Source organism: Saccharopolyspora sp. NPDC050389 (assembly GCF_040655595.1).
Lineage (GTDB): Bacteria > Actinomycetota > Actinomycetes > Mycobacteriales > Pseudonocardiaceae > Saccharopolyspora.
In genome coordinates, this window is sequence record NZ_JBFAKG010000048.1 from 22,619 (window position 1) to 47,401 (window position 24,783).

A 24,783-nucleotide genomic window follows, 5' to 3' on the forward strand; every position below is an offset into this window, starting at 1 on the left:
GACGGTCTCCCCGGCGCGGAACCCCGGCGGCATATCCACCAGGTCTCGCCGTGGATCGGCGGGTAGTCCTTAGCAGATGGGATGCACGTCCCGTGGTGGTCTTCGGCGGAGACGCAGGGACGGCACGGGGCCAACAGGCGAGCGCGGGAGACAGTCATGGAAGCGCGGATGAGCACCTACCGGGGCCCAACGAAGCGGTTCGACGAGCTTCTCCACGGCCTTCACCGGATTGCGGCCGAGGTACAGCAGCTGAAGGGCTTTCAGGGTGCTTATGTCCTAGTGGGCCGCAGTTCCGGCAATCTGGTGACGCTCACTTTCTGGGATACCTCGGAGAATGCGCAGGCCAGCGGCGAAGAAGGCGACAAGATCCGCACACAGATCGCTATGGAAAGCGGCCAGAACATCGAGGACGTGGAAATCTTCGAGGTCTGGCTACGCCTCGGCACGGTCTTCTGAGCGAGATGGATCAGCAGAGGGTGGTCGGGTATGACGTTCATGGACAACCCGACCAAATAATCGAGTAGCCGGGGAAAGTCTCATCCTCCGGCGCCCACAGCTCCCGGCGTGAGTCCCTCCGAGCGGCCACGATCTGCACCGACTCAAACCACGGTCGACGCCAGCTTCACCCTTCCCCAGCTGCCGGCCTGGCGTGTGGTGGTGTGCGTGCTCGGCGTGATCTTCCTCGCGAGCCTACACGCCGTCATGCCTCAGAACTCCCACGATCGCCCCGCCTGGTGGCGTGACCGACGTAAACATCAAAGCCGCCGACGGTGGCCCGGCAGCAGGTGCTCTCACCAAGCAACCGAACCCGGACAGGAATCCGCCCGGCAGGGACCAGGCGCGGCATCGGAGTCGGATCACGAGGTACTCCTCGCGGGTGAGGCTGCCCAACAGAGCATTCCGCGGCAGCCGTGGGGTTTAGGGTCGCGGCATGAGCCAGCAGCAGCCGTACCCACCGTTCCCGGAAGGCACTGTGATGGGCGGAACCTCGTTCGGCCCAGCGAGTCCGGAGACCCGGGTCGAACAAACGAACGCCGACCGCTCCCCCGAGACACGTCGCCAGGGGGCGTATTGGTGCCATGCTGCACCCGCGTGGCTGGTTCGACGCCGCGCCAGCCGGTGGCGGCCGGTCGTGCAGGTCGTGATGCGTCTCGCGGGGTGGCTGCACCCCTACGGGCAGTGCCCGCGCATGGGATGGGAGCGTTGCGGCGGCCGGTACCTCAACCAGCCGCCGCAACCCTGGCCCAGCGACTAGTGTGCTGAGTCGTTAATTCGACTGCAGTAGGCGGCGAGGGTTTCGCGGATCTCACAACAGCGTCGCCAGCCGCCTTTGGGGCAAAGTCGGCGAAACGCCCAGGATCAACCGAAAAGGCCATCCGCACTGCCCTTCCGCGCTCGGTGATCAGTGGGATGATCTTGGTTATGCCGAAATCGCCGCGCGTCGTGCTCGTCTCATTCGGTGCTGACCAGTTCGCAACACTCCACTCCACATGCGAACAGGCCGGATTCGTGCCGGTTTCCTACGCTTACTCCCGTTCCAAGAGACCGCGGCAGCGGAGTTCTCCGAACTCCGGGAGGGTTGTCGGCGAAGTTCTCGATGCCATTCCACCCGGCATGGACCTGTTGCTCCCCGGCAGCGCCGACGGTCTGGCCACCGCCCTGTCGGGGTATCACCCCGATCTCATAGTGGTGTACGGGTTTTCGTGGAAGCTGCCCGAAACCGTACTGCGCTTGCCCCGGTACGGCGTCATCAACGTGCACACTTCTTTGCTGCCGCGGTACCGAGGGCCCGCGCCGGTCCTGTGGGCGATCCGCAACGGCGATGCCGACATGGGTGTGACGATCCACCGCATGGACGGCGAATTCGACACGGGGAACATCATCGTTCAGCGAGGCGGCATTCCGCTGGACGACGACATCACCCAGAAAAGCCTGTCGGCGCGAATCAATCCGGTGATCAGCGATCTTCTCGGCATCGCGCTCGAACGCGTCGCGACAGGGTTTCCCGGAACCCCGCAGGACGACTCCGAGGCATCCTACGCAGGGTTCATGGAACCAGGATTCTCGCACGTAGACTGGTCGCACACTGCCCGGGACATTCACAACCAGGTTCGCACGTTCCGATTCATGGGATCCGGACGCGGTCCACTCGCGCAGATCGACGGCCGGTGGGTGAAGATCCTCCGCACCAGTACCACCCAGGCGGAAGGCATCCGGGTTGACTGCGCGGACGGGCCACTTTGGGTGACCGAATTCGTGCCCGCCGAGCCACCCGCTACGGACGGCCCAGCGCCTCGGTAAGGCGTTCACCTTTCGCGGCGGCTTTCGGATCTTCGAAGTCGGCGAGGCTTCGCAGGGCTTCCTGCCGACAGTGCGATGCTTCCGCAGCCGCGTCGGTAGCAGCGAGAGTTACGGCGAGGTCGTCGAGCGTGTGAGCCAGCTGCCAGTGATCTCCGAGTTCGCGGTGGATCGCTGCCGCTCGCCGGTGGAAGTCGGCTGCCTCTTGGAGGCGGCCGAGTTCCTGATACGCCTGGCCGGTGCCGTGCAAAGCCATGGCCTCGCGGCTGCGATCGCCCAACCGCTGCTGAATGGTCGCAGCTTCCTGACAGGAGACCAGCGCCTCGCCCGGTTCGCCCACGGCCCGCTGAATCCGCGCCAGTTCAACCAACCAATGCGCTTCCCACATCCGGTTGTTGAACTGGCCGGCAATGGCGAGAGCATCGCGAATCGACGAAAGCGCGTTTTCGACATCGCCCGTTTCCCGCAGGGTCATGCTGAGGATGAACAGGGCGTTTCCTTCGCGGGCGCGATCGGACAGCTCTCGGTAGACCCGCAGTGCCGCATGCAGGTTTTCGATCGCTTCCCCGAATTCCCCGAGCTCGTAGTAGGCCTCCCCGAGGTTGCACAGCGCGAGGCCCTCCCGGCGCCGGTCCCCGATCTCTCGCGAGAGCACCATGCTCTGTTCGAAGTAGGACTTCGCATCTGCCAGCCTTCGCCGCCGGAGTCCGAGCAAGCCGAGCGCATTGATGGAAATCGCCCTTCCCGGTTGATCGCCGATTTCCTCGCGAATCGTCAAGGCAGCGCGGTGGTAACTCTCGCTCTCGGCCAGCCGACGCGCTTGGAAGGACGATTTCCCCAGGCTTTCGAGCATCTCGGCTTCCCCGTGGAGATCGCCAGCCTGGCGAGCGGACTCCAGTCCGATGAGACTGGTTGCCAGCCAATCGTCGAATATGTTCCTGCTCGCGTAAATGCTCCGCAGCATGGCCGAAAGCTGCCATGCGACCCGATGCGGCGAGACGTCCGAGGCAGCATGAGCAGCAGCGACCAGATTGGATCTCTCCACCTCGAACCAGTCCAGCGCCTCAGTGCGTCCGGCGAAGGTCATGGGAACGACATCCACCTCGGGTGGTTCGAGGGAAAATCGCCGAGTGCCAGGGAAGATGACGTGCAGCGCGGAATCAACCGTGTGCAGATACCAGCTGAGCACGCGCCGCAATGCAGCTCGGCGGCTTTCCGGTGCCTCCTCGTGAAACACCTGGTCGGCCGCGTAAGCACGCAGCAGATCGTGGAGTTGATACCGCCTGGGCGCGCTCTGCTCAAGCAAATGCGCCCCTACCAAGACATCCAGTTGGCGACGTACCCGACTGCCGTCATCGTTGATCAACACAGCGGCTACCTCAGCGCCGAATTCCGAGCCTGGAAGCAGACCCAGCAGTCGAAACAGCCGCGCCACCTCCGCCGACAGCGCCCGGTACGACCAGGCGAACACGGTTCGAACCGCGTCGGCCTCCTCGTCGTCTTCGGCTGTGAGGGCATCCCACAACGCCGACTCGTCGCGGAGATCCGAGATCAGATCGCCAAGCCGCATCAGCGGCCGACTGGCAGCACGCTCCGCGGCGATCCGCAACGCCAGTGGTAGCCGTGCGCACAACCGGGCCAACTCCCGCAATTCAGCTTCGTCGTCATCTGATCGGTAGCCCGCAGTGACCGCGCGCAACAGCGCGATGGCCTCCGTCTCGGGGAGCATGTCCAAGCTCAGCCGCCGCGCGCCATCTCTGGCGACCAGTCCCGAAAGCCGGCTTCGGCTGGTCACCACAACCAGGCACCCGGCCGTTCCGGTCAGCAAGGGCCGCACCTGCCCGACCGACGCGGCATTGTCGAGGATGATCAGGACCCGCTGGCCGGCCAGCCGCGAGCGGTACAGGGCGGCCTTTCCCTCCAGTTCGGCAGGGATCGCGGCCGCGGGTTCGCCGAGTGCCCGCAGAAACCGGTCGAGAGCTTCTTCGGCTGTTACCGGAAGACCCGGGTCGTAGCCCCGGAGGTTGGCGTACAACTGCCCATCCGGGAAGCGCTGCCGCATCAAGTGCGCCCAGTGCAGGGCCAACGAGGTCTTACCGACCCCAGCGGTACCCGTGATCACCGACAGCGCCACCGCCAAGGGTTCATCACGGTCATCGGTCAGGACGCCATCGAGGTGTTCCAGCTCCGCGTTCCGGTTGACGAAACTTCGCACATCCCCGGGAAGCTGCTGCGGCGTGGGGACGGACGACCGGTCGGCTCCGTGGAAGTGGACACCTCCATAGACATGCCGGGCTTGCACGACATCAGCTGCCGACCCGGACACTTCCGTGCGGTTGTCATGCCGCGATAGTTCGTCCGGGTCTCCACTGCGCATTCGTCATTCCCCACGGGGAGCCGCTAACGGGACCACCCTGCGTTCGAAGTAGCTGGACAGGCTTTCTCCCATCTCATAAAGGTCCTGGATGAACTGCTGACACCGCATGATCAGGCTCCGGCCCTGATATCTGATACCGGCTTGAAGAACCCCTTCTTCGTCGTACTCAGCTTGGTACATGACGTCATTCCCGAGAGTGTAGATCTCGGGCAGCGGACCGCCCTTTTCGAAGTGCTCCACCTGTTCGACGTCCACGACGTGGACTTTGCCGCCGTACTCGTGCCGAATTCGCAGCAGATGCAGTTCCCACTGAAGATAGGGAGTGATTGGCTCTTCGACGACCCTGACCCGCCAGGTACCGAACCCCCGTTCGGCAATCCGCCTATAGTAGTCCGCCAGGCTGCTACGCCGCGATTCGATCAGGCGCATCGCTTCAGCCCAATCTCCGCTAGCGAAGGCCACCCAGCTGTCGTTTTCCGGTTCCTTGAAATGTTGTTGGCGCTCCAGCTTCCAGAACCCCGGCTCCGCAATGCGCCAGAAGTGCCGCTGAAAGTCAGCGCGGTACTCCTCGAGCGGCATCCGATCGCCTCGCGCGCCGTCAAGCAGCTCACTCATCGGGTATGTCCAACTTCGCAGCCACGATCGTGGCCCGTGGGATGATCACGAGCCGCTCATCCGCGTCAACAGTCACACCCGCGGGGAGCCGCGACCGGTAGGAGTCCGTGAGATCCCGTCCGATGACTGCGACATCGCCGTTATCGAGCTCCCAGATGTCGGGGCAACTGTCGTCCTCAGAGGTCAAACTGAGCTCGTGCGCAGACTTCCCCCATCGCCGTGCAAGCGAGGACGACGGGTCCGCTTCCCACCTTTTTCGGGGCATTTCGCACCTCATATCCGTCCACGGCACGCTTGTCCGCCGTGGGACCGCCCGACCACTGATTCAATTGTTCACAAATCTCGAAGTGTCATATACCAGGGATGACTCTATTCGACCAATGTAGCAAGATGATCTTGAACGGCGTCGTTCGCGTTGTCACTTTGCGCCGATCGGACCCGGAAGTGCGCCCAATTTGGTGAAGGCCGGCACCCCTGCCCAACTCGCCACCGAACCACCCTGGTCCACCAAACGACTGCAAGAACTCCTCGGATTCCAACGAGGTGATTAGATGTAACCATGCAGTCACTACGTCGCATACGACTGCACAAAGGAAGCCACACCAATGCAAAACGCGACACCAGTGACCTACCACCTGTGCCCATACCCGATTCTCTCTGCTCACCGCACCCGGTGTGGCCGAGCTACGAGACGACCAGGGACGGCTGGTCTACATCAACTGTTCACGATGTCCTGAACCCCGGATTCTGCAACGGAAGACCGGCTGTCCGGTACAGCCCGAACGGTCGGTGCAGCGGCGACTGCTTTTTCATCCGGTCTCCGCGTGCGGAGCCACGCCGCAGTTTGCGCCACTCCGTCGTGCACGCTGATCTGCGCTTCCCAACCTAGGAGCCGGCGCGCCTTCTCGACCGAGGGCCAGCGCCGCTGGACGTCCACCTCGAACGACGGCACGCGCTCGAGGGCAAAGCGCTCCGGATCATTGCCCGCCGCAATCCAGCAGATGCGGGCGATCTCGGATACGGTCAGTTCTTCCGAGGCGGAGATGTTGAAGTCCTCGTTGAGTCCTGCCGGCGATTCGAGCGCCGTCACGATCCCGTCGGCGATGTCGTCCACGTGCGTCAGGGTACGAGTCTGCCGACCGGACCCGAAGATCTCCATCGGTGCGTCGCCCGACATCGCCTTGCGCAGCAGATCCGGGACCGCGTGCGCGATGCCCGGTTCGTTCTCCGGCATCTCGCCTGGGCCGTAGGCGTTGAACGGGCGGCAGATCGTGTAGGGCAGACCGTGCTCGGCGTGCGCGGCCCGACAGTAGACCTCGCCGGTCAGCTTTGAGTAGCCGTAGGCCGACCGCGGGACGGGGCAGTCCGGCAGGTAGTCCTCGGGAGTGGGAAACACTTTGGCCCGTTCGAAGACCATGGAAGAGGACACGTAGACGAACCGGTCCACCGAGACGTCCAGAGCCGCCCGCATGATGCTGTTGTAGAGCCCGTTGTTCACCTCGGTCAGGGTGTGCGGAAGCTTGTGGAAGTTGGCGATGCCACCCACGATCGCTGCGAGGTGGATCACCGACGAACAGGATGCCAGCGCGGAGCGGGCTTCCGCGAGGTCGCGCAGATCGCCGGTGTGGACCTCGCAGGTGTCACGCATCCATCGCGGGGCTGTTCGCTGGTCACTCACCCTGACCGTGTGGTCTCCATCCCGCAGCAGCCGTCGCACCACCGCGGTGCCGATCGTGCCCGCACCGCCGGTCACCAGGATCCTGGTCACAGCATCTCCTTTCTCGAAGCGGCCTGGTCCGGGCCGGCGAAGACCTGGGCGATTCCGAAGGTGTTCCACGGGTCGACGACCACGCAGTCCGGCTTGGCCAGCTTGAAGATCAACTTGAGTGGCTCCAGGCCGTCGAACGCCGAGTGGTTCGCGGCCACCACAACCGCGTCGGCGTCTCTGACGGCCTCCTCGAAACCCAGGGTGGGTGTGGCGACGAATGGGTCGTGAACAGCCACGTCGGCGAGCTCGCGCTCCAGCAACCTGATCAGCTTGTGCGCTAGAGAATCGCGTTCGTCGTCGGTGTCGCGCTTGAATGCGAGCCCGAGCACCCCGACCTTTTGTCCGGCGAGGGGTCCCATCCGCCGCTTGATGCCCTCCACGAGGAAGTGCGGGACGGACTCGTTGACCCGGGACACTGCCAGCAGCATCCCGGGGGCATTGGAGCGCTCCTCGGAGAACGCGAAGTCCTTGCGCAGGCAGGTGCCCGCAGTGAAACCGGGACGTGCGATCCCGCCGCGCGGGTAGTCCCGGTTGATCAGCTCGATGACGTCGAACACATTCGCGCCGTAGCGCTCGCAGTCCATCATCAGCAGGTTCGGCAGCGCGAAGTCGGCGTAGCGGACAATGTTCGCCCAGATCTTGGCCAGCTCCGCCTGTACCGGACTGGTCGGAACAATGCGGCCGCCGAAGCAGCTGAACAGGTCGACAGCGCGCTGAGTCGATGCGGATTCCAGGCCACCTACGATGATCGGGAGCGTCTCGATCTCCTCGAAGAACCTGCCGGTCGCGATCCGCTCCGGAACGTGTGCAACAAAAACATCGCGACCCGGTACGAGCCCCCGCTTCTGCTGCAGGTAACCGGCCACGAACTCGGTGGTACCCGGCGCGACGGTAGAGCGGAGAATCAGGCTGCACCCCCTGATGACCGGCAGCAGTTCGTCGATCACCGCACGGATGTCGCGAATGTCGATCTCGAGGTGGGTGAAGGTGGGCGTGCCGATGGTGATGACCACACTCGCCGCACGCGCGGCGTCCGGCACTGCGCAGGAGAACTCCAACAGCCCTGCTCCCAGCGCGGCGTCCAGAGCCTCCTGTGCCCCGGGTTCGTCGAAGGGCATGGTGCCGGCGCGCAGAGCGTCCAGCCGCGCCGGGTCGCGCTCGATGCCGATCACCCGGAGCCCGTGCCCCGCGAATGCCAATGCTAGGGGCAGGCCCACCCGCCCAAGGCCGATCACCGAGACATCGGCGTCCATTTTACCGCCAGACATAACTAAACCCCCTTTTGCGAACGGATTAGGGACGGCTGAGCAGATCGTTGGAGAACCGGTCGATTCAACCTGTGGGCGCAGAGCCGAAATCGGTGCCGACGTGATTCCGAGGCACTGGTGTCGGCGACCGGTTGAGGCCGAGAGCCGTCCCCTCCACCACCGGCCGCGGCTACGAGGGGCGGCACCCCGGGCTGTTCCCGCAGTGCCAGGACTCCGAGGATCTGAAGGAGTGCATTGTGGATCGTCACGAGCGCTTCATCGTGTGCAGCGGGCGTCCGGCCGCGGCGATCGTGAATGTCGTCGGATGCCTTGGGAACCGCGGGGATCGTGCCCCGACGATCTCGGGCGGCCACGACACCAGCACGGAACCGGTCGAGCGGATCGATCGGCAACGAGGTGCGATCCACCGAGCCCAACAGCCGGGCGAACTCGAGCACGGTGAACGTCCTGGCAAGCGCCTCGGGCCGGGCCTGGACGACGCCTCTGCGATGGCTCCGGGTCGCGGTGAGAACCAGGTCAGCGCGGCGGATCGTTTCCGCAGTGATCGGACGAGAGTGGAATTCGTGTACATCGCCGTCGACCAGGCCGTGATCGCTCAGCGCCCGCAGGCTCTCGGGATCCATCATCTCCCCGAGCCGGGCGTGGGTCCCAGCACTCGACACGTCGAACCTGTAGGCGGCCGCACCAAGCGCTACCGGCAGCAACTTGCGGAAGGCGATCTCTGCGGTCGGAGAACGGCAGAGGTTGCCGGTGCACACGAAGTGGATCCGAAACCGTCCGTCGGTGGCCGATGTCGGGGTCATCGATTCGGCCCCCCGTCCGCCTGGTCGGCAGGCCTGGAAGGAACCGGCGCCACCTGCTTCACGTCGGCCGGCGGGATGTTGCGCACGACGTTTTCCAAGCGGGGCGAGTCCTCGTAGTAGGGGTAGTAATCCGAACGTTTGCCGACCTCGGGAACCATCGTGAGCACTGTTCCCAGGACGCGGGCGGGCACCGCCGTCAGTGCGGCCATGGCATCGGTGACCTGTCGGCGGCTCGTCTTGCCGTATTTGACGATCAGGAGAACACCGTCGGTCTGCGATGCAAGAGCGGCCGCGTCCGTGACGGGCAGCAGCGGCGGAGAATCGATCAACACGATGTCGTAGCGGCGCGCGAGCTCCGACAGTACCGCCGCCATGTGTTGACCCCCGAGCAGCTCGCTGGGGTTGGGCGGGAGCGGCCCGCTCCCTATCACGTCGAACAGGTGACCGCCCCAGGGCTGGAGCACCGTGTCCGGCTCCAGCTCACCCAGCAGCACGTTGGTGAGTCCGATACCGCCCTCGATCCCGAAATAGTCGTCCATCCGTGGCTGGCGCAGGTCCGCTTCGACCACGGCAACCCGCTTTCCGCTCTGCGCCAACGTGATCGCGAGGTTGCACAGGGTGGTGCTCTTCCCCTCACCCGGTACCGAGCTGGTCAGCAGAACGGTCTTGCACGGCTGGTCGAGATCCGCGAACTGAAGGTTCGTCCGAATCCGGCGGAAGGCCTCCGAACGGGAAGACTTCGGATCCTCGTGCAGGATCAGCGGTCGGTTGGGGACACCCTCGTCGAAGGCGACGCTGCCGAGGACCGGGGTACCGGTCACCTCCTGCAGGGAATCGACGGACTTGATCGTCGTGTCGAGGATGTGTCGCAGCAGGGCAGCCCCGTATCCGACAGCGAGACCCAGACTTGCTCCGAGGACGAGGTTGAGCAACGGCCGGGGCGAGACCGGATCGGTCGGGCGTTCCGCCGGGGCGACGACGCGGGCGACGACACTCGGTGTTCCTCGCGGGTTGGCCGGGGAGACTTCAGTGCGCTCCAGGTCACCGACCAACCGGATGAACGAATTCACCACGGCGTCGGTAAGAATCCGGGCCCGTTCGGGAGACTCGTCCTGCACCTTCACCGTGAGCACAACGGTGTCCGTCTTCGCCTCGGTGGTGATCTTGCCCTCGAGGTAGTCCGGCGTCAGGTTGAGCCTGGACGCTCTGACGGCGTCCTGGCGGACGCGCTCGCTGTTCATCAGCTCGACGTAGGACTGAACCTTTTGCTGCGACAGCAGAATCCCGTGGTATGCGTCGTCCAGGCCTGAGCCTGTGCTCTGCGCCGAAACGAACAACGTCACGTCCGCCGTGTACTGCTTGTCGCTGAGGAGTGTTACCCCCGCAGCCGCGCTGAGTCCGACAATGAGTGCGGTAACCACGAGGGCCCACCCCTCCCGCAGCACCCGAAAGTATTGGCGAAAGTTCATCCCGGTATCCCTGTCGTCCTGGTCGAGTCGTCAACGGAGGCGGCCATCGTGAGCCTCACCGTTTCTGGCCGAGGAATGAGTCGAGGTCGTGCAGATCCGTGAGCTCGTGGTCCACGAAGGCAGGCGTCGCCAATTCCGCGTGGAGTCCACCCCGCCTGCGGATCCGAATGGTTGCCCACCCGAGCTGGTGAGGGCCGTCGAAGTCCTTCCGCGGATTGTCCGCGACGTAGACGTATCGCTGCGGTGGAAGGCTTGTCGCGCGAGCGACCTCCTGGAATGCTCGGACGTGCGGCTTGCCGTACTCGGCGCCCAGCGCTGCGGTCATGACGATCGTCGGGCACCAGGTGGCGAGACCGAGGGCGCTGACTTTGGCACGCTGGCTGCTGAGCGGTCCGTCGGTCACGCAGGCGAGGCGGACACCGACATGCTGGTGTTCCAGCCAGCCCAGGGCATCTGGGAGCAATCGGATGTCGGGTCGGTGTTCCCGATAGGTGCTGACCAGTTGTCGGACCAGCGCGGGATCCCGGTTCCGGCCGATAACGCGCAGGGCACGATCGATCGTGTCGCCCCGCACTCCGTCGAGGAACAGCTGCCACGCAGCCTCCTCGAATCCGCCCAGACCGTGAAGCCGTTCGATCGCGGCGAAACCACTTCTCACGTAGTCCCGTTCGAGGTAGAGGGTGTCGTCGATGTCGAATACGACGCACAAATCGCCGTGATCGGTCACAGCCCGACCTCCGATGCCTTGACGAAAACCGCCTCGTCGTAACGGAGCATGGCCAGCCCGGCGCTCAGCTGGGCGTCGGCCCAGGTCGGTGGCAGTCCCGCGACCTCCTCCACTGTCCACTTCGGAAAGTTCGCACCCGCCTGCCAGCTCAGCGGATACCCACCGCCGAAGCGCGGATTGATCTCGATCGCGGACATGGTGGGGCCGTCGACGGCCACCTGCACGTTCAACGCACCATATGCGCCAGGAAGCTGCTCGACCACCCGGCGTACCAGGTCCTGGAGCTCCGGGTTCTCGATCGTGACAGCTTTCTGCACCTCCCCGCCGCGGACTTCGAGCCGGCGGCGCGCCAACACGCACCGACAACGACCACTGCGGTCCACCCAGGCGTCGACGGTGTGTTCGTGGCCCTGCGCCACCTCCTGGACGATGAGGTCCGGCTCGTGGTGGAGCGTCTCGAGCTCGCTCCACGAGTCGATCCGGCGCACCCTGCTGGAGGCCGATCCCGCCACGGGCTTCACGATCCACGGTGGTCGCCAGTGCTGAGGTGATCCGAGAACCTCGTTCAGCGAGGCGGTGCGGACGGTCGGCACCGAGTTCTCGGTGAACCACCGGAACGTCCGGAGCTTGTCCGCGGAGATCTCGATGGCCTGCGGTGCGGACACCATCACGGTAGTTCCGATCGCGGCGAAGCGGTCTCGGTGCGCCGAATAGACAGCCAGCTCCGGGTCGATCGTGGGTACGAGGAGGCCGATGTCGTACCTGCGGCACAGATCGAGCATGTGCGGGACGAACGCATCGCTGTCACATGGCGGTACGACTTCGAAGTGGTCGGCGAGCATCCCCGCTGCGGAAAGCGGTGATCGGTCCACCGCCACTACGGTTCCCGCACCGAACAGAGAGTGCAGCACCTCCCGGAAGATCTGCACCAGCGCACCGCGCCGGCCAGCCGACGAGACAAGCACGTTCATGACGCACCCACCTTCCTTCGAATTGATGTCGGTCGGTGTCCTGGGCCGCCTGGCTCCAGCGCGGCGGGCGAGCGCGGCCGATGCGCCCGGAACCCCGCCGAGACCCCGAGAAGAATCATGAGCACACAGCCGGTCCACGTCTGGATGACGTACAACCAGAAGAAGTTGCCGAAGCCCACGGCGACGATGACGGCGAGAAGCGCGGCATGGTAACCAGCTTCGTCGGGGTCCGTCGCAGTCCGTGCCAACTTCCACGCGCGCATCCCGAACAACACCAACAGCGCGATGAGCAGGATCACGGCCAGCACGCCGCCCCGCAGTCCGTAGTCGAGATATTGATTGTGCGCCGGGAAGAGACGTTCGAACTTCGCTTGGACGCCACCGATGAGGACGGACTCATGAGGCAGGAACCTGTCGCCCAAGAGCGGGCGGTCCAGGATCCTCTTGGCGGCCTCCACGGCGAGCGACAGGCGGGTGTCGTCTGATTCCGTCAGGTCCTCCCGCTTCCCGATCACACCGCGATCGAGGGCCGCCGGCAATGCGACCAGACCGGCTATTACGCCAACGCCCAGAGCGAGCAGCCGAGACGTCGAGGACATCCTGCCCGGTCGGGCGATGAAGGCCACCGCCGCTGCAATGATCATCATTGCGATGCCACCCCGGGACCAGGTGAACGGGACCGCGATCGCACACGCGACCACCACGGCCATGCTCAGCCGGCGGTCGATCGACCACCGCGCGACCGCGAAGGCGAGTGCGCAAGCCATGAGCCCCGGGAAGAACGCGCGGTATTGCGGAATCGCGGAGTCCACTGTGGCGGACAGCTCGTAGGCCCGCTCGATCCCACCGTGGGTGAAGATGTAGCAGAAGACCAACAGCAGGGTGGCGACGACTGCCGCCATGACTATCCGCGCGGTGGTCCGGTACGACAAACCGCTGTGCGCGGCCGCGAACCAGGCCGTCAGGGGAACGATGGTCTGTGCGTAGAAGATGAAGCCGACCGCGCCCGCGCCGGCCTGGATGCCGGCGATGATCGAAACGGTGAACAGCGCGAACAGGATGACGACGATTCGTTGCCCGGGACGTGGGGTGCGAACCCGCCACGGTCGTCCTCGCAGCACGATCAGGGCCGCGGCCATCGCCACCAGCACGAAGGCAACATGTACCTGGGTGTCCGGATCCGCCGCATCCTCGGCACCCGGACGGAAGATGTTGAGCACCGTGAAGCTCCGCTTTTCCGGATCTACGAAGATCGGCAGTGCGGCCACGGTAAGTGTGACCGCCAGGGCACGCGTCAAGTCCGTTGCGAAATAGACCAATCCGAACACGCCGACGAGGCCGAGCCCTGCGAACAGCGGCTGCCAGATCAGCAGGACGGCGAGGAAGGCCGTCACCACTGCGACGGCCATGGCCCAACACGCCGTTCGAACCTCGCCCCTTCGGAGCCGATTCTTGTGGGGGCGTTCGCGGGCCGGTCGATGCTGCCTCTCGAAGATGTACACGAACCACACCGCTTGCACGACCATGCCAGCCGTCATCCCCCAGACCGCTCCGGCTGGGCCCCACATGAACACACCCACCGAGGTCGCGCCGAGCAGCAGAACGCTGGACAGGATCCGCGCAACAAAGGTCTCTCTCGCCAGCTGCAACCCGCGCAGCCCGATCCACACCCCGAAGCTCAATGCGTTCGCGATGCTGAAGGCGGTCATCGGAATGATCAGTTCGTGAGCGGGGCGCCAGCTGTCGCCGAAGACCGCTTTCCCGATTCCGTCCGGGACGCCGTACAGCGCGACACCCGCGAGCAGGACCAGCATCGTGATGGCGCCGGTGGTCAGCCACACGAGTACGCGGAGTCGGTGCATCGACCCCTCGACCCGCAGGCGGGCCGCTTCGGGGAGAGCAAAGGCGGTCACCCCCGTCTGCATGGCCGCTACCGGGGAGAACAGGCTGCGGCAGGAAGTGACTGCTCCGGCAGCACCGAGACCGCCCAGTGCACTGACGATGGCGAGTGCGACGTGCTCCGCGCCGCGGTTCGCAACGTAGTCACCGGCGTATGCGGGGCCGCAGCCGCGATTGTCGGAAAGCCATGTCCAAGCCGATCGCCAACTCGGCAGCAGTCTTGCCTGCAGGCTGGCGAGTCCGGCGCACAGGTACGCGGTGACGCCCCACACCGCGACGAGATGGAGCACGTCCACCTCCGAGCCGATGGCGAGGCAGAGGAAGCCGATCACCTGGAGCCCGAGGAAGACGAGATCGTTCCAGAACGCCTGCAGCGGACGCCCGAGGCAGTAGAACGCCATGCGCCAGGCGTCCTGGGTGAGCAATCCCGGGAGCAGCACTGCCAGCATCAAGAAGCCCTCGCCCAGCGACCAGTCGAGGAACACGACCGCGACGCAGATGACCGACGCCATGCCGACGGCCAGAACTCCGCTGGCCCCGACTGCCGGGGCCGCCACGTGTCGCCAGCGGTCCGGAGCAACGCCCGCGTAACGGATCACCAGCGGATCCGTCGCCAACCCCCGAGCGACGAACAGCAGCAGGAAATATGTCGCGTAGATCAAGCCGAATCGACCGACGTCCTCGATCGACGACGTCGTGACGACGATGATGACGAGCAGGAAGTTGCCGAGGCTCGACAACCCCTGGTCGGCGATCGACCAGCGTGCCCGGAGCCTGGTCGCTCGTCGGGCGACCGCGGGTGCCGACTCAGCGTCAAACATGGCTTCCCATCCGTACGCCTACGTTCGCGCGGCCACACGCGAGAGCACCGATTCGATCTTGGCGATCGAGTGTGCTTGGGACATGGTCCGGTGATAGAAGTCGAGCGAGGCCCGGCCCATCTGCCGGCGGGCGGATTCGTCTTGGCTGCAGGCTCGGCGAAACGTCTCGGCGAGCGCCTGCGGATCCTGCGGAGGGCAAGCGAGGCCGAAGCCGCCCTCGGCGCACAGCGCGGCCACATCACCGGGGACGGTTGTGATGATCGGGCAGGCGTGAGCAAGCGCCGTACCGAGCTTGGACGGGATCGTCGCCCGGGACAGTGGAGTGTCCTTCAGCGTGACGAGCAGGTAGTCCGCTGTCCCGAACAGCGAGGGCATCTCCGAGGCGGGCAGCCGATCGAGGAACCGAACGTTGTCGGCTCCGAGGTCCCCTGCGCGGCGTATGGCCGAGGCGGCCGCAGTTCCCGCTCCGATGACGGCAACGTCGATCGGGGTGTCCGCACGGCACAGGGCTGCCGCGTCGACGATGGTGTCGACATCGTTGAGCTGACCAACGTTGCCGGCGAACACGGCGATTGTTCGATCCGGCCGACCCAGGCGGTGGCGCATGGCCGAGTCCGGCCGAACCCAGGTGCCGTTCTCCTCGGCGGACCAGTTGTACACGACGGAGACCTTGTTCGCCGGCACGCCTCGGTCGAGCAGCAGCTCTCGCATCGTCGGTGAGATCGTCAACAGGTGTGCGGCGTTCCGATACAGGTAGCGGAGCCCGAGACCGATCGGAGGGCCCACCACAAGTCGAGCTGGTCCGCCGGCCATTCCCGAGTCGAACACCGACTCCGGCCAAAGATCCTGGATGTGCAGCACGTACGGTCGGCCACGGGTCAGGCGCACGGCCTCGGCGGCCGCTGCGGCGGTCATCGGGGTCGAGTAGACGTAGATGGCATCGCGGTCCGCCAGGAAGCGGGATGCCGCCGCAGATGTCATCGCAAAACTGAGGAAGGTGGCGGCGCGTCGCAGGGGGTTGACGTCGTGGCTGGGATACAGCGGCACCCGTCGGACCCGGACCGGCCCGCGGTTCTCGACATGGGCCCAGCGCTGCCGGTATCCGTCGTACACCTTGCCGTACGGGTGATGGGGAAACCCGGTCAGCACCTTGACGTCGTGCCCCCGCTCGGCGAGGACATCGGCGAGCGTGCTCGGAACTGCTGCTTCCTCGGGAGGAAACAGCTGGCTGACGATGCCGATCTTCATCGAGAAGCGTCCCGTCCTGTCCCGGCGGCCGACAGAGCGACGGGCACGCTGCGGGCGGGTGACCGCCCGCCCGAATCGCCGCCTCGGGAGGCGATGATGCTGCGCAGGATGTCGTCGAGTCCCAGCCGGGGTTCGAATCCGATGAGGTCCCGCACCCGGGAGATGTCCGGGATGCGCCGTTCCATGTCGACGGAACCGTCCTGGTAGGCCTCCACGTAGGGTTTGTGCCGGATCACACTCGACGAGTTCGTCAGCTCGATGCAGCGCTGCGCGAGCGTTTTGATCGACACCTCCACCGGTCGGCCGACGTTGAACACCTCGCCGACGGCGCCCGGGTGACGACTCAGCCCCAAGATGGCGGTCACCGCATCGTCGACATGGCAGAAGCAGCGGGTCTGGTTCCCGTCGCCGAAAACCGTGATCGGCTCACCCGCGAGCGCCGCGTCGACGAAGCGGGGGATGACCATCCCGAATCGCCCCGTCTGCCGCGGGCCCACGACGCTGAATGGCCGGACGATCACGGTCGGCACGCCGTGGAACTTCCAGTACGAATGGGCGAGGGTCTCGACGACCGCCTTTGCCTCCGCATATGACGATCGGGCGGCGAGCGGAGAACCGAGGATGCGGGGCGAATCCTCGTGCAGCAAGTCCGCGGTGTTGTGGCCGTAGACTTCACTGCTCGACATGACAAGCACCTTCGTGCCACTGAGGCGCGCGGCCTCCAGCACCACCTCGCTGCCGCGGAGGTTGGTTCGCAGCGCACCGATCGGATCGTCCACAATGGCCTTCACCCCCACCGTGGCCGCCATGTGGAAGACGACGTCCGCCGTCGCGACGAGGGAGCCCATCAGGGGTTCATCGAGCACCGAACCGCGGACGAAGTCGAGCTTGCCCAGCGCCGCGAGGCGGTCGAGGTCATAGCCCACGCCCGTGGACATGTTGTCCAGCACAACCACGTCCGCACCTTCGTCGATCAGCCGCTCGACAAGATGACTTCCGATGAACCCAGCAGCGCCGGTGACCAATGCCTTCATGTTCCCCCCAAATTCCGAACGGCCCCGACCCTGAACGGCTCAGAGCCCGCAGCGTGAAACGATCTCGTCTAGTCCGCGAGCGTCAGCGCGGTGGCGAGCCCGAGATTTCCCGGGCGAGGACCGCGACCACGGTGTGACCGGGCTCGACAGTCGTCGTGGGACTCGCGACTTGCTCAGGCCTGGCCACGTTCCAGCGCCCTTGAACCGGCTGCGCCGTCGCAGCGTTCAGCGACTCCGGCAATCTCGGTGTCGTCAGACTTGTGAGATGCGGTCCCGGTCTTGTGAGGCTCCAGTGGCCCGTGGACTCCCTGCGCCCTCAGCCCCCTCACGACTGTCAGGAAGAGGATCTTGAGGTCCAGGGACAGAGAGCGGTTGCAGATGTACCAGATATCCAGCTCGGTGCGTTCCTGCGGCCTGAGCGCATTGCGCCCGTTGACCTGAGCCCACCCGGTCAAGCCTGGACGGATTACGAGGCGCGCCCGCTCGGCGGATGTGTACGACTCCTTGGGCCGGATGGGCAGGGGCCGCGGGCCGATGAAGCTCATGTGGCCCCGCAGGATGTTCCACAACTGAGGGAGCTCGTCCAGACTGGTGGCGCGCAGGACGGCGCCGAGTCGAGTCGTGCGCTCGTGATCGGGTTCACCGACGTACCGAGGTGCCCGCATGGTGGAGAACTTGAGGATGACGAACGGAACGTTGTGCAGCCCCGGCCTGGTCTGCCGGAACAGCACCGGGTTCCCCATGACGGTCAGGATTGTCAAGGCGAGTACGAAGAACAGCGGAAGAAGCGCGATCCCAGCGACGACCGCGACGAGGATGTCAACCGCGCGTCTCATGCCGAGGCCTCCTCGAGTACCTTCCGTGCTGCCTCGGCCACGTCCTGCACGTCCGCTGCCGACAATGCCGGATGGACCGGAAGCACCATCGAATGACGTCCGAGCCAGTGCGCGACGGGCAGCGGACTCGCTGGACGTCCGACCGCGTCGAACGCTTTCTCCCGGTAGATCTCCGTGCATCCGCCGAACGCCGCTGACACGCCTTCCGCGTTGATGGCCGCGACCACCCGGTTGCGAGTCCAGCCCGGCTTCATCCGGTCTTCCCGCAGGTGCGCGTAGAAGCGGTAGTAAGAGTGCTCGACGCCGGGGGCGAGCGCGGGTAGTCGCAGCGCCGCAACCTCCCCGAGCGCGCGGCGGAGGACATCGGCCCGCGCGCGCCGCTGCGCAACCCAGCCGTCGAGTTTGGCCAGCTGCAGCCGTCCGACGGCCGCCTGGATCTCGGTCATCCGAGCGTTCGTGCCGAACGTGTCGTGGAGCCAACGGAAACCGGGCGGGTGTTGGGTCTCGTGGACTCCCACCCAGCTCTTGCCGTGATCCTTGAGCTCCCAGCAGCGTCGGTACAGGTCGGTGTCGCCCGTCGTGATCGCGCCGCCCTCACCGGCTGTCGTCATGATCTTGTCCTGGCAGAACGACCAGGCGGCGATACAACCGAATCGCCCCACCGGCCGGAGGTCGCGACACGCCCCGTGCGCTTGGGCGCAGTCCTCGACGAGCGGGAGGCCCTTGGCGACCGCGAATTCGGCCAGCTCCCCCGCATCCGCCGGATACCCGCCGACGTGGACGACGATCAACGCGGCCGTCCGGTTGGTGATCGCGCGAGCGACGGTTTCGACGGTCATCGCCTGCGAATCCGGGTCGACGTCGACGACGACCGGACGTGCTCCGCAGGCAGCGACGGCACTCGCCGTGCCGATGAAGGTCACCGCCGGCACGATCACCTCATGCCCGGGTCCGATCCCCAGGGCACGGAGTGCCAGCTCAAGAGCAACGGTGCCATTGGCCACCGCCACGGCACAAGGAACGCCGGCCCACCGGGCGAACTCAGATTCGAATGCCCGCCCGTGGTTGCCGGTCCAGTAGTTGACGTTTCCGGACCGCAACACGTCGGCGGTAGCCCGAGCGTCGGCATCATCGAACTGCGGCCAGGCCGGAAGCGGCGTCGTCCGCACCGGAGTACCGCCGTCGATCGCCAGGCGTGGCAGGACGGACTGAACGGTTTGCGCGGTCACGACGGCACCGGGCAAACTGCGCGGTCCTGAACATGCGCGAGCATCATCGTCGCCTCCCCCATGACGAACGGTGACTGCCGGTGCCCCAGCAACGTGCCCCAGTTCTGGCGGCGACCGGCCAATCCAGGTGGTTATTAACCAACCTCGATGTCAAAGCCTCACAACGTCCACCGAGGCTTGTCAAGGGATGGCGCGTGTCGTCAGCGGTGTGGGGGATAGGGCGTGGCTGATAGATCTTGGTCGTTGGGTGCGGCTTCAGATCATCACCATTCGGCACCGCTCACCGGTACATGATCTGACTGATGCGGAGTGGGCCCGGCTGGAGCCGTCGTTGCCGGATCGGTCGACGCGGCGGGGGCCGTTTGGGCCGATCATCGATTCTGGACGCGAGCACCGGCTGCGATGCACCGGAGGGTCCGGAGTGGACGGTCAGTACGGACGCCACGATCACGTGCGCCATCAGCACGCGGCGGGGCCGGCACGACGGCATTCCCGAACACCGGCTGTGGCCGGCGCTTGCAGGCTCGGCTGCCGCGGCGAGCGAGCCCCACGCAGGGGGCGCAGTCGAAGGACGAGAAATCGCGCTCTGCGGCACCCAAGCGTCTCGATCGGGAGGCGTTGGGCAGAAGGCGTACTCCAACCGCACGATCCGCCGGCAACTCGCCGCCCCGGGACGGGCAGGCCACGCACCCGGCCGGGGCGGTTGCCGGCAGACAGGCGTACTCCAACCGCACGATCCGCCGACAACTCTGGTCGAGCGCTGGCTGCTGACAGGAAAGCCCTTCTGCTACAGTGCTTTTCGCCCTTGATCCGGGAGCCGAGTCGTCTCTCGTGGTGATCTTCGGACCGAAGTGGGTATTCGAGAAAAAGTTGACCACCCGCCTGCCGGCACAGCCCGTAGTCGTATCTCGCGGAACGCGTGGCAGCCCAATTCGAGGGCAAGCACGAAGCGCTACCAAGCAACGCTGTCCGTAACAGTGCGGTGGAAATCAACCGATGTGCCGGACGCTGATGGTGGAAAATTTCCATCGGAGAGCCGGCCAACTGGGGGGTCTGATCGGGTTGAGCGCGAAAAACACGATTGGCAGTGATCGGATGCGGGAACTGGGGTTCGAAGCATGTTCGCGTGCTCAGCACGTTGCTGGACGTGCGCGTCGCCGTCGTCGACGCCGAGGCGCTGTGCCGCGGGAAGCGCGCTCTGGTGGAGAAGCTGACAACGTCGGTGTCGGACGCCTCCCGCCTCGTCGAGATCGTGGCTGAACAGCAGGTCCAGCTCGTGGTCGGGCACACGTTCGAATACAACGCTGACCGGGCGCCTGCTGCGCTGGGCACCGCAAGTGCACGCCTGCACCCAGCACCCGCACTGGTCGGGCGGCCCGTGGCGCTACGGCGGTCGCCAGTTCGACCGCTACGAATCGGTCTCCGCGCAACCCGGCCTCGGCGACCGCATCCGGGTGGTCGTCACCGTCGGCATCTCGGCGATCCCGTTCCCGCGGATGATCGCCGCGCTCCTCGCCCCCGACTGGGTCCTGCACCGCGCGACGGCCACCCGGTCGACGCGCTGTGGCAGACCGGTGCCAACCCAGTGCTCGGCGGCGCGCTGCTTAACCGGTGCTTCTACTAGTTCCGGCAACAACTTTCGCCAAATCAGAACGCGCCGGGCGAGGGGCCGGCGCGGGTAAGGGGGCGGCATGATCTCCAGCGCAGGTGGGCGCGTGGTCGTCATCGGGCAGGGTTATGTGGGCCTGCCGCTCGCGATGCGCGCCGTCGAGGTCGGCTACGACGTGGTCGGCTTCGACACCGACAAGGACCGCATCGACCTGCTCAAGCGAGCGAGCACGTTCATCGACGACGTCGACGACGCCGAGCTCACCACGGCCCTGGCCTCGGGAAGGTACCGGCCCACCAGCGACCGCAGCGCGCTGGCCGGGTTCGAGACCGCTGTGGTCTGCGTGCCCACACCACTGCGCGACGGCGCCCCGGACCTGGACTACATCGAGGAGGCGGCGCGGATACTGGCCGGGCATCTCATGCCGGGCTGCTGCGTGATCCTGGAGTCCACCACGTATCCGGGCACCACCGAGGAGATCTTCGTTCCGATCCTGGAAGCCGGATCGGGTCTGCGCGCGGGCGTGGAATTCTCGGTCGGCTACAGTCCGGAGCGCATCGACCCGAGCAACCGGACCTGGCGCTTCCACAACACGCCCAAGATCGTGTCCGGTGTGGACGCCAAGTCCACCGCAGTGGTCCGGGAGTTCTACGACTCGCTGGTGGAGTGCACCGTGCCGGTTCCGGGCACCCGCGAGGCTGAGCTGACCAAGCTGCTGGAGAACACCTTCCGCCACGTCAACATCGCGTTGGTCAACGAGCTGGCGGTGCACTGCCACGGGCTCGGCGTGGACGTGTGGTCGGTGATCGACGCGGCGGCCAGCAAACCCTTCGGGTTCATGCGGTTCACGCCCGGTCCGGGCGTGGGCGGCCACTGCCTGCCGATCGATCCGACGTACCTGTCCTGGCAGTCCCGGCGCGCGCTGGGGCAGGCGTTCCGGTTCGTCGACCTCGCCAACGACGTCAACGAGCACATGCCCGACTACGTCGTCGTCCGGGCCGTCGAGCACCTCAACCGGCGGCACAAAGCGGTCAACGGCAGCAGGATCCTGTTGGCGGGACTGGCGTACAAGCTGAACTCCGGCGACGCCCGGCACTCCCCGGCGATGAGCGTGGCCAAGCGGCTCAACGCGCTCGGCGCCGAACTGTGCGCCGTGGATCCGCTGATCGACCCGGCGCAGGTGCCGGTGGACGTGCAGATGGTGCCGTGCGCCCCGGAGCAGATAGCGCGCGCCGACCTTGTGATCGTGCTGACCGACCACGACGCCTTCGACTGGGAACTGTTGGAACGCCACGCCGAGCGGGTGCTCGACACGCGGAACCGGGTGCGCGCCGCGGGAGTGGAAAAGCTGTGAGGGATCCGAGCAGACGGTCCGCCAGGTGGCAGGAAAGCACGTTTGCAACTGGTTCTCCCGCAGAACGGCGAGTGGACACCGTCACCTCGGGAGGACCACGAGCACCGTTGATCACACGTCGGGTCCGGCGCCCGGCGGGACTTGCTGCGATCGCGTGCGCCCTCGTCGTCCTGGTGCTTGGTGCCCGCCACGGTGGGCAGGCCGGGCCGGGTGGCCTCGATCTCGCGGTCGAGCACTGGCTGCGCACCCACATCGCAGACCAGCAGCTCCGAGTCCTGCACGAGATCGCCGAGCTCGGCGACCGCAAGCCCACGATGACCGCGACCGCCCTTGTCACCAGCATCGGATATCTCAGCGGGCGCTGGACGCACGTGCTGCTCGCGGCACTCGCGCCCGCCACGGCCATCGTGCTCAGCCAACTGCTGAAGCCGCTGATCGGCCGCACGATCAACGACTACTGGGCACTGCCCAGCGGACACACGACCGGACTGGTCGCGCTCCTGGCCGTGGTAGGCGTGTTCCTTCTACATCGCACCAATATTTACATCTCAGTTCTCAGTGGACTTGCGTTCGCCGGGATCGGTTTCGTGGCCACCATCATGGTCGTGGTGATGATCCGGATGCACCTGCACTACACCACCGATGTCGTGGCAGGAGGATGCCTGGCGTTCTCCGCGGTGGTCGGGATCGCCCTCCTGCTGGACCGGCTGGACGAGGGCTGACGAGCAATGCGAAACCGACGGACGAACAGCAACCATGCCACCGGGTTCATCCGCGGCGCAGATACCCGGCCGCGGACCACGTTCTGCAGTTGCCCGGGACCAAAGTTACTCCGACCAGCGGGCAGCGGAAGTAACTCTCCAGAGGCATCTACCGACGCATACCTGGAGCAATGCTTGGAACCTGTGGATCGGCTGGGAAGGGGCGTACCTTCCCGCTGATCGAGTAGAGGTTCTCAAGCAGGCCGACGTTGGCGCGTCAGTCGGGAGGGTACGACCCATGCTCAGCGTAGTGCCCGACCCAGCAGCGGGTGATGATCATCCGGGTGGTTCGTCTGGTTCGTTGTCGTTGATCGACGAGTTGGTGCGTGCAGGGGCGCAGCGGATGCTGGCCGAGGCGGTGCGGGCCGAGGTGGACGCCTACCTCGCCCGATTCCGTGAGGAACTCGACGAGCACGGCCACCGACTGGTGGTACGCAACGGCTACCACCAGCCAAGAGAGGTGACGGCCACGGCCGGCCCGGTCCAGGTGCCATACGAATCCGCCTGGATAACCGTCTGACCTGGTTTCTTCGGTTGTCCTACGGTGAATACCGAGGTGTTTCGGGACAGTGCGGCACGAAATTCATTTCGCACGATGCCCCTTGTACCAACGAACGCCGGGGTGTTGCGAGCTAGGGCGGCAGCAGGCGGCCGACGAGGCTGTCAGCTCAATCGGATCGCTGCGGCAGTGGTTCGCAATCCTCGTGGTCCCACCATTGGTGGTCGGCTTGGCGAGATCGCCGTTCACGGAAAACTGGGGGTTGCTGAGGGATGTCATGGGATGGTTGCTTGTCGGCGGGGTGGCCGCCGTTCTGCCTGGGCCAGGCCGATCTCGTTGAAACGAGTGGATCACGTCGCGGACGGTGTCCTGATCGGCCGCCACCAGCTGCGCGATCACCGGGACCCGATTGCCGCCCGCGGAGGCCAGGATGATCATCGCCCGCCGGTACCGCACCGTGCTGGTGCGCCGCGACGCACGATCCGCTGCAGCTTCTGCCCTTCCTGATCGGTCAATCTGCGGACCTTCACCGGTTCTGCCACCACACCTCCACCAGCTCGACGACATCCCCATCGAACCGGCTACCCCGGCCGCCCGCACGAACGACACACCCGGTGTGAACGCTCACGTTATTCCCGGGGCCTGCGCTCACGTAATTCCGCAGGTGGTGGGTCCTGATGATGTTCTACTCTGTGGTCTTCTTCTTGTCATGAGCGACACCCCGGGGCCGCTTGTTCGGTCGGTCGCTGGGGCCGTTCATGAACACCTGGTGGCTGGTGTTGATCAACCGATCCAGCAGGCTTTCGGCGACGACGGCGTTGGACGTCGTCGAGCACAACTCCGGTCCGCATCATCGACCAAAACTGGCGCTGGACCTGCAACGGCAACGCAGGACGCCCCATCACGAACACCTCGCAGCAGACAAGGCGTTGCGCTAACCCATTGAACCCGCGCCGCCCTCAAATGCCTCTACCTCGCCCTGATGGGCCTGGACCCCACCGGCCGAGGCCGAGGACGCTGGACCATGCGCTGGAAAGCCGCCCTCAACGCCTTCGACCTCGCCTTCGACGGACGCCTGTCCGCCGCACGCAATTGACCTGATGATCAAACCCAGTTACACCCAAAACTTGGCTCTGTGGCTGATTGCGTGATCAACTTGGTGGGGTCGCCGCCGACGCCCGGGGCGGCTCTGTGATC

20 protein-coding genes and 2 pseudogenes are annotated in these 24,783 nt (G+C 65.6%); 8 read left to right on the forward strand and 14 right to left on the reverse strand.

Annotation, left to right across the window (positions count from 1 at the left end):
• The first annotated feature begins 168 nt into the window (after positions 1–168).
• Both AB0I53_RS28280 and AB0I53_RS28285 read left to right on the forward strand, forming a co-directional pair.
• Complete coding sequence (locus AB0I53_RS28280; protein WP_358609238.1) at positions 169–456, forward strand: hypothetical protein; 288 nt, start codon at positions 169–171, stop codon at positions 454–456.
• A 966-nt stretch (positions 457–1,422) separates the two neighbouring features.
• Positions 1,423–2,301, forward strand: coding sequence for a formyltransferase family protein (locus AB0I53_RS28285; RefSeq protein WP_358609240.1), 879 nt, complete (start codon positions 1,423–1,425; stop codon positions 2,299–2,301).
• Here AB0I53_RS28285 and AB0I53_RS28290 read toward each other — a convergent pair.
• From AB0I53_RS28290 to AB0I53_RS28350, 13 genes are all read right to left on the reverse strand, one after another.
• Positions 2,276–4,675, reverse strand: a complete 2,400-nt coding sequence (locus AB0I53_RS28290) for a tetratricopeptide repeat protein (protein WP_358609243.1) — start codon at positions 4,673–4,675, stop codon at positions 2,276–2,278. The two genes, AB0I53_RS28285 and AB0I53_RS28290, sit on opposite strands and share 26 nt — an antisense overlap.
• Positions 4,676–4,678: 3 nt before the next feature.
• A complete protein-coding gene (locus AB0I53_RS28295; protein ID WP_358609246.1) occupies positions 4,679–5,290 on the reverse strand; it encodes a DUF6879 family protein in 612 nt (203 codons plus the stop codon).
• Positions 5,291–6,005: 715 nt separating this feature from the next.
• Entirely contained in the window at positions 6,006–7,127 is a 1,122-nt protein-coding gene (locus AB0I53_RS28300; protein ID WP_358609249.1) for an NAD(P)-dependent oxidoreductase, read from the reverse strand.
• Entirely contained in the window at positions 7,055–8,326 is a 1,272-nt protein-coding gene (locus AB0I53_RS28305; RefSeq protein ID WP_358609252.1) for a nucleotide sugar dehydrogenase, read from the reverse strand. Before AB0I53_RS28305 ends, AB0I53_RS28300 begins: the two co-directional genes overlap by 73 nt.
• 2 nt (positions 8,327–8,328) lie before the next feature.
• The gene (locus tag AB0I53_RS28310) at positions 8,329–9,129 is read right to left on the reverse strand and encodes a hypothetical protein (RefSeq protein ID WP_358609255.1); all 801 of its coding nucleotides are present in this window, start codon (positions 9,127–9,129) and stop codon (positions 8,329–8,331) included.
• The gene (locus AB0I53_RS28315; RefSeq protein ID WP_358609258.1) at positions 9,126–10,598 is read right to left on the reverse strand and encodes a polysaccharide biosynthesis tyrosine autokinase; all 1,473 of its coding nucleotides are present in this window, start codon (positions 10,596–10,598) and stop codon (positions 9,126–9,128) included. The genes AB0I53_RS28310 and AB0I53_RS28315 overlap by 4 nt, the downstream gene beginning before the upstream one ends.
• A 55-nt stretch (positions 10,599–10,653) precedes the next feature.
• Complete coding sequence (locus tag AB0I53_RS28320; protein WP_358609261.1) at positions 10,654–11,325, reverse strand: HAD family hydrolase; 672 nt, start codon at positions 11,323–11,325, stop codon at positions 10,654–10,656.
• The gene (locus AB0I53_RS28325) at positions 11,322–12,296 is read right to left on the reverse strand and encodes an ATP-grasp domain-containing protein (protein ID WP_358609264.1); all 975 of its coding nucleotides are present in this window, start codon (positions 12,294–12,296) and stop codon (positions 11,322–11,324) included. Before AB0I53_RS28325 ends, AB0I53_RS28320 begins: the two co-directional genes overlap by 4 nt.
• Positions 12,293–14,935 (reverse strand): O-antigen ligase family protein, encoded by a 2,643-nt coding sequence (locus AB0I53_RS28330; protein WP_358609267.1) that lies wholly within the window; start codon positions 14,933–14,935, stop codon positions 12,293–12,295. Before AB0I53_RS28330 ends, AB0I53_RS28325 begins: the two co-directional genes overlap by 4 nt.
• A gap of 99 nt (positions 14,936–15,034) precedes the next feature.
• Complete coding sequence (locus AB0I53_RS28335) at positions 15,035–16,264, reverse strand: glycosyltransferase family 4 protein (RefSeq protein ID WP_358609270.1); 1,230 nt, start codon at positions 16,262–16,264, stop codon at positions 15,035–15,037.
• On the reverse strand, positions 16,261–17,298 hold the full coding sequence (locus AB0I53_RS28340) for an NAD-dependent epimerase/dehydratase family protein (protein ID WP_358609273.1): 1,038 nt from the start codon (positions 17,296–17,298) through the stop codon (positions 16,261–16,263). The genes AB0I53_RS28335 and AB0I53_RS28340 overlap by 4 nt, the downstream gene beginning before the upstream one ends.
• Before the next feature lie 173 nt (positions 17,299–17,471).
• Complete coding sequence (locus AB0I53_RS28345; RefSeq protein ID WP_358609276.1) at positions 17,472–18,134, reverse strand: sugar transferase; 663 nt, start codon at positions 18,132–18,134, stop codon at positions 17,472–17,474.
• Positions 18,131–19,363 (reverse strand): DegT/DnrJ/EryC1/StrS aminotransferase family protein, encoded by a 1,233-nt coding sequence (locus tag AB0I53_RS28350; RefSeq protein WP_358609279.1) that lies wholly within the window; start codon positions 19,361–19,363, stop codon positions 18,131–18,133. The genes AB0I53_RS28345 and AB0I53_RS28350 overlap by 4 nt, the downstream gene beginning before the upstream one ends.
• Before the next feature lie 1,126 nt (positions 19,364–20,489).
• On the opposite strand from AB0I53_RS28350, the gene AB0I53_RS28355 reads away from it, so the two are divergent.
• The 4 genes and pseudogenes from AB0I53_RS28355 to AB0I53_RS28370 all read left to right on the forward strand — a co-directional run.
• On the forward strand, positions 20,490–20,987 hold the full coding sequence (locus tag AB0I53_RS28355; protein ID WP_358609282.1) for a hypothetical protein: 498 nt from the start codon (positions 20,490–20,492) through the stop codon (positions 20,985–20,987).
• Between the two features lie 67 nt (positions 20,988–21,054).
• Complete coding sequence (locus tag AB0I53_RS28360) at positions 21,055–22,326, forward strand: nucleotide sugar dehydrogenase (RefSeq protein ID WP_358609284.1); 1,272 nt, start codon at positions 21,055–21,057, stop codon at positions 22,324–22,326.
• 107 nt (positions 22,327–22,433) lie between these two features.
• On the forward strand, positions 22,434–23,048 hold the full coding sequence (locus AB0I53_RS28365; RefSeq protein ID WP_358609286.1) for a hypothetical protein: 615 nt from the start codon (positions 22,434–22,436) through the stop codon (positions 23,046–23,048).
• A 277-nt stretch (positions 23,049–23,325) separates the two neighbouring features.
• Positions 23,326–23,550, forward strand: a pseudogene (locus AB0I53_RS28370) (IS256 family transposase); the annotation flags it as partial.
• 120 nt (positions 23,551–23,670) lie between these two features.
• On the opposite strand, the gene AB0I53_RS28375 reads toward AB0I53_RS28370, so the two are convergent.
• Positions 23,671–24,024 (reverse strand): helix-turn-helix domain-containing protein, encoded by a 354-nt coding sequence (locus AB0I53_RS28375; protein ID WP_358609288.1) that lies wholly within the window; start codon positions 24,022–24,024, stop codon positions 23,671–23,673.
• 320 nt (positions 24,025–24,344) lie between these two features.
• On the opposite strand from AB0I53_RS28375, the gene AB0I53_RS28380 reads away from it, so the two are divergent.
• Both AB0I53_RS28380 and AB0I53_RS28385 read left to right on the forward strand, forming a co-directional pair.
• Positions 24,345–24,524: a hypothetical protein gene (locus AB0I53_RS28380; protein WP_358609291.1), complete on the forward strand. Its 180-nt coding sequence runs from the start codon at positions 24,345–24,347 to the stop codon at positions 24,522–24,524.
• 11 nt (positions 24,525–24,535) lie between these two features.
• A pseudogene (locus AB0I53_RS28385) lies at positions 24,536–24,682 on the forward strand (IS256 family transposase); the annotation flags it as partial.
• Positions 24,683–24,783 lie beyond the last annotated feature (101 nt).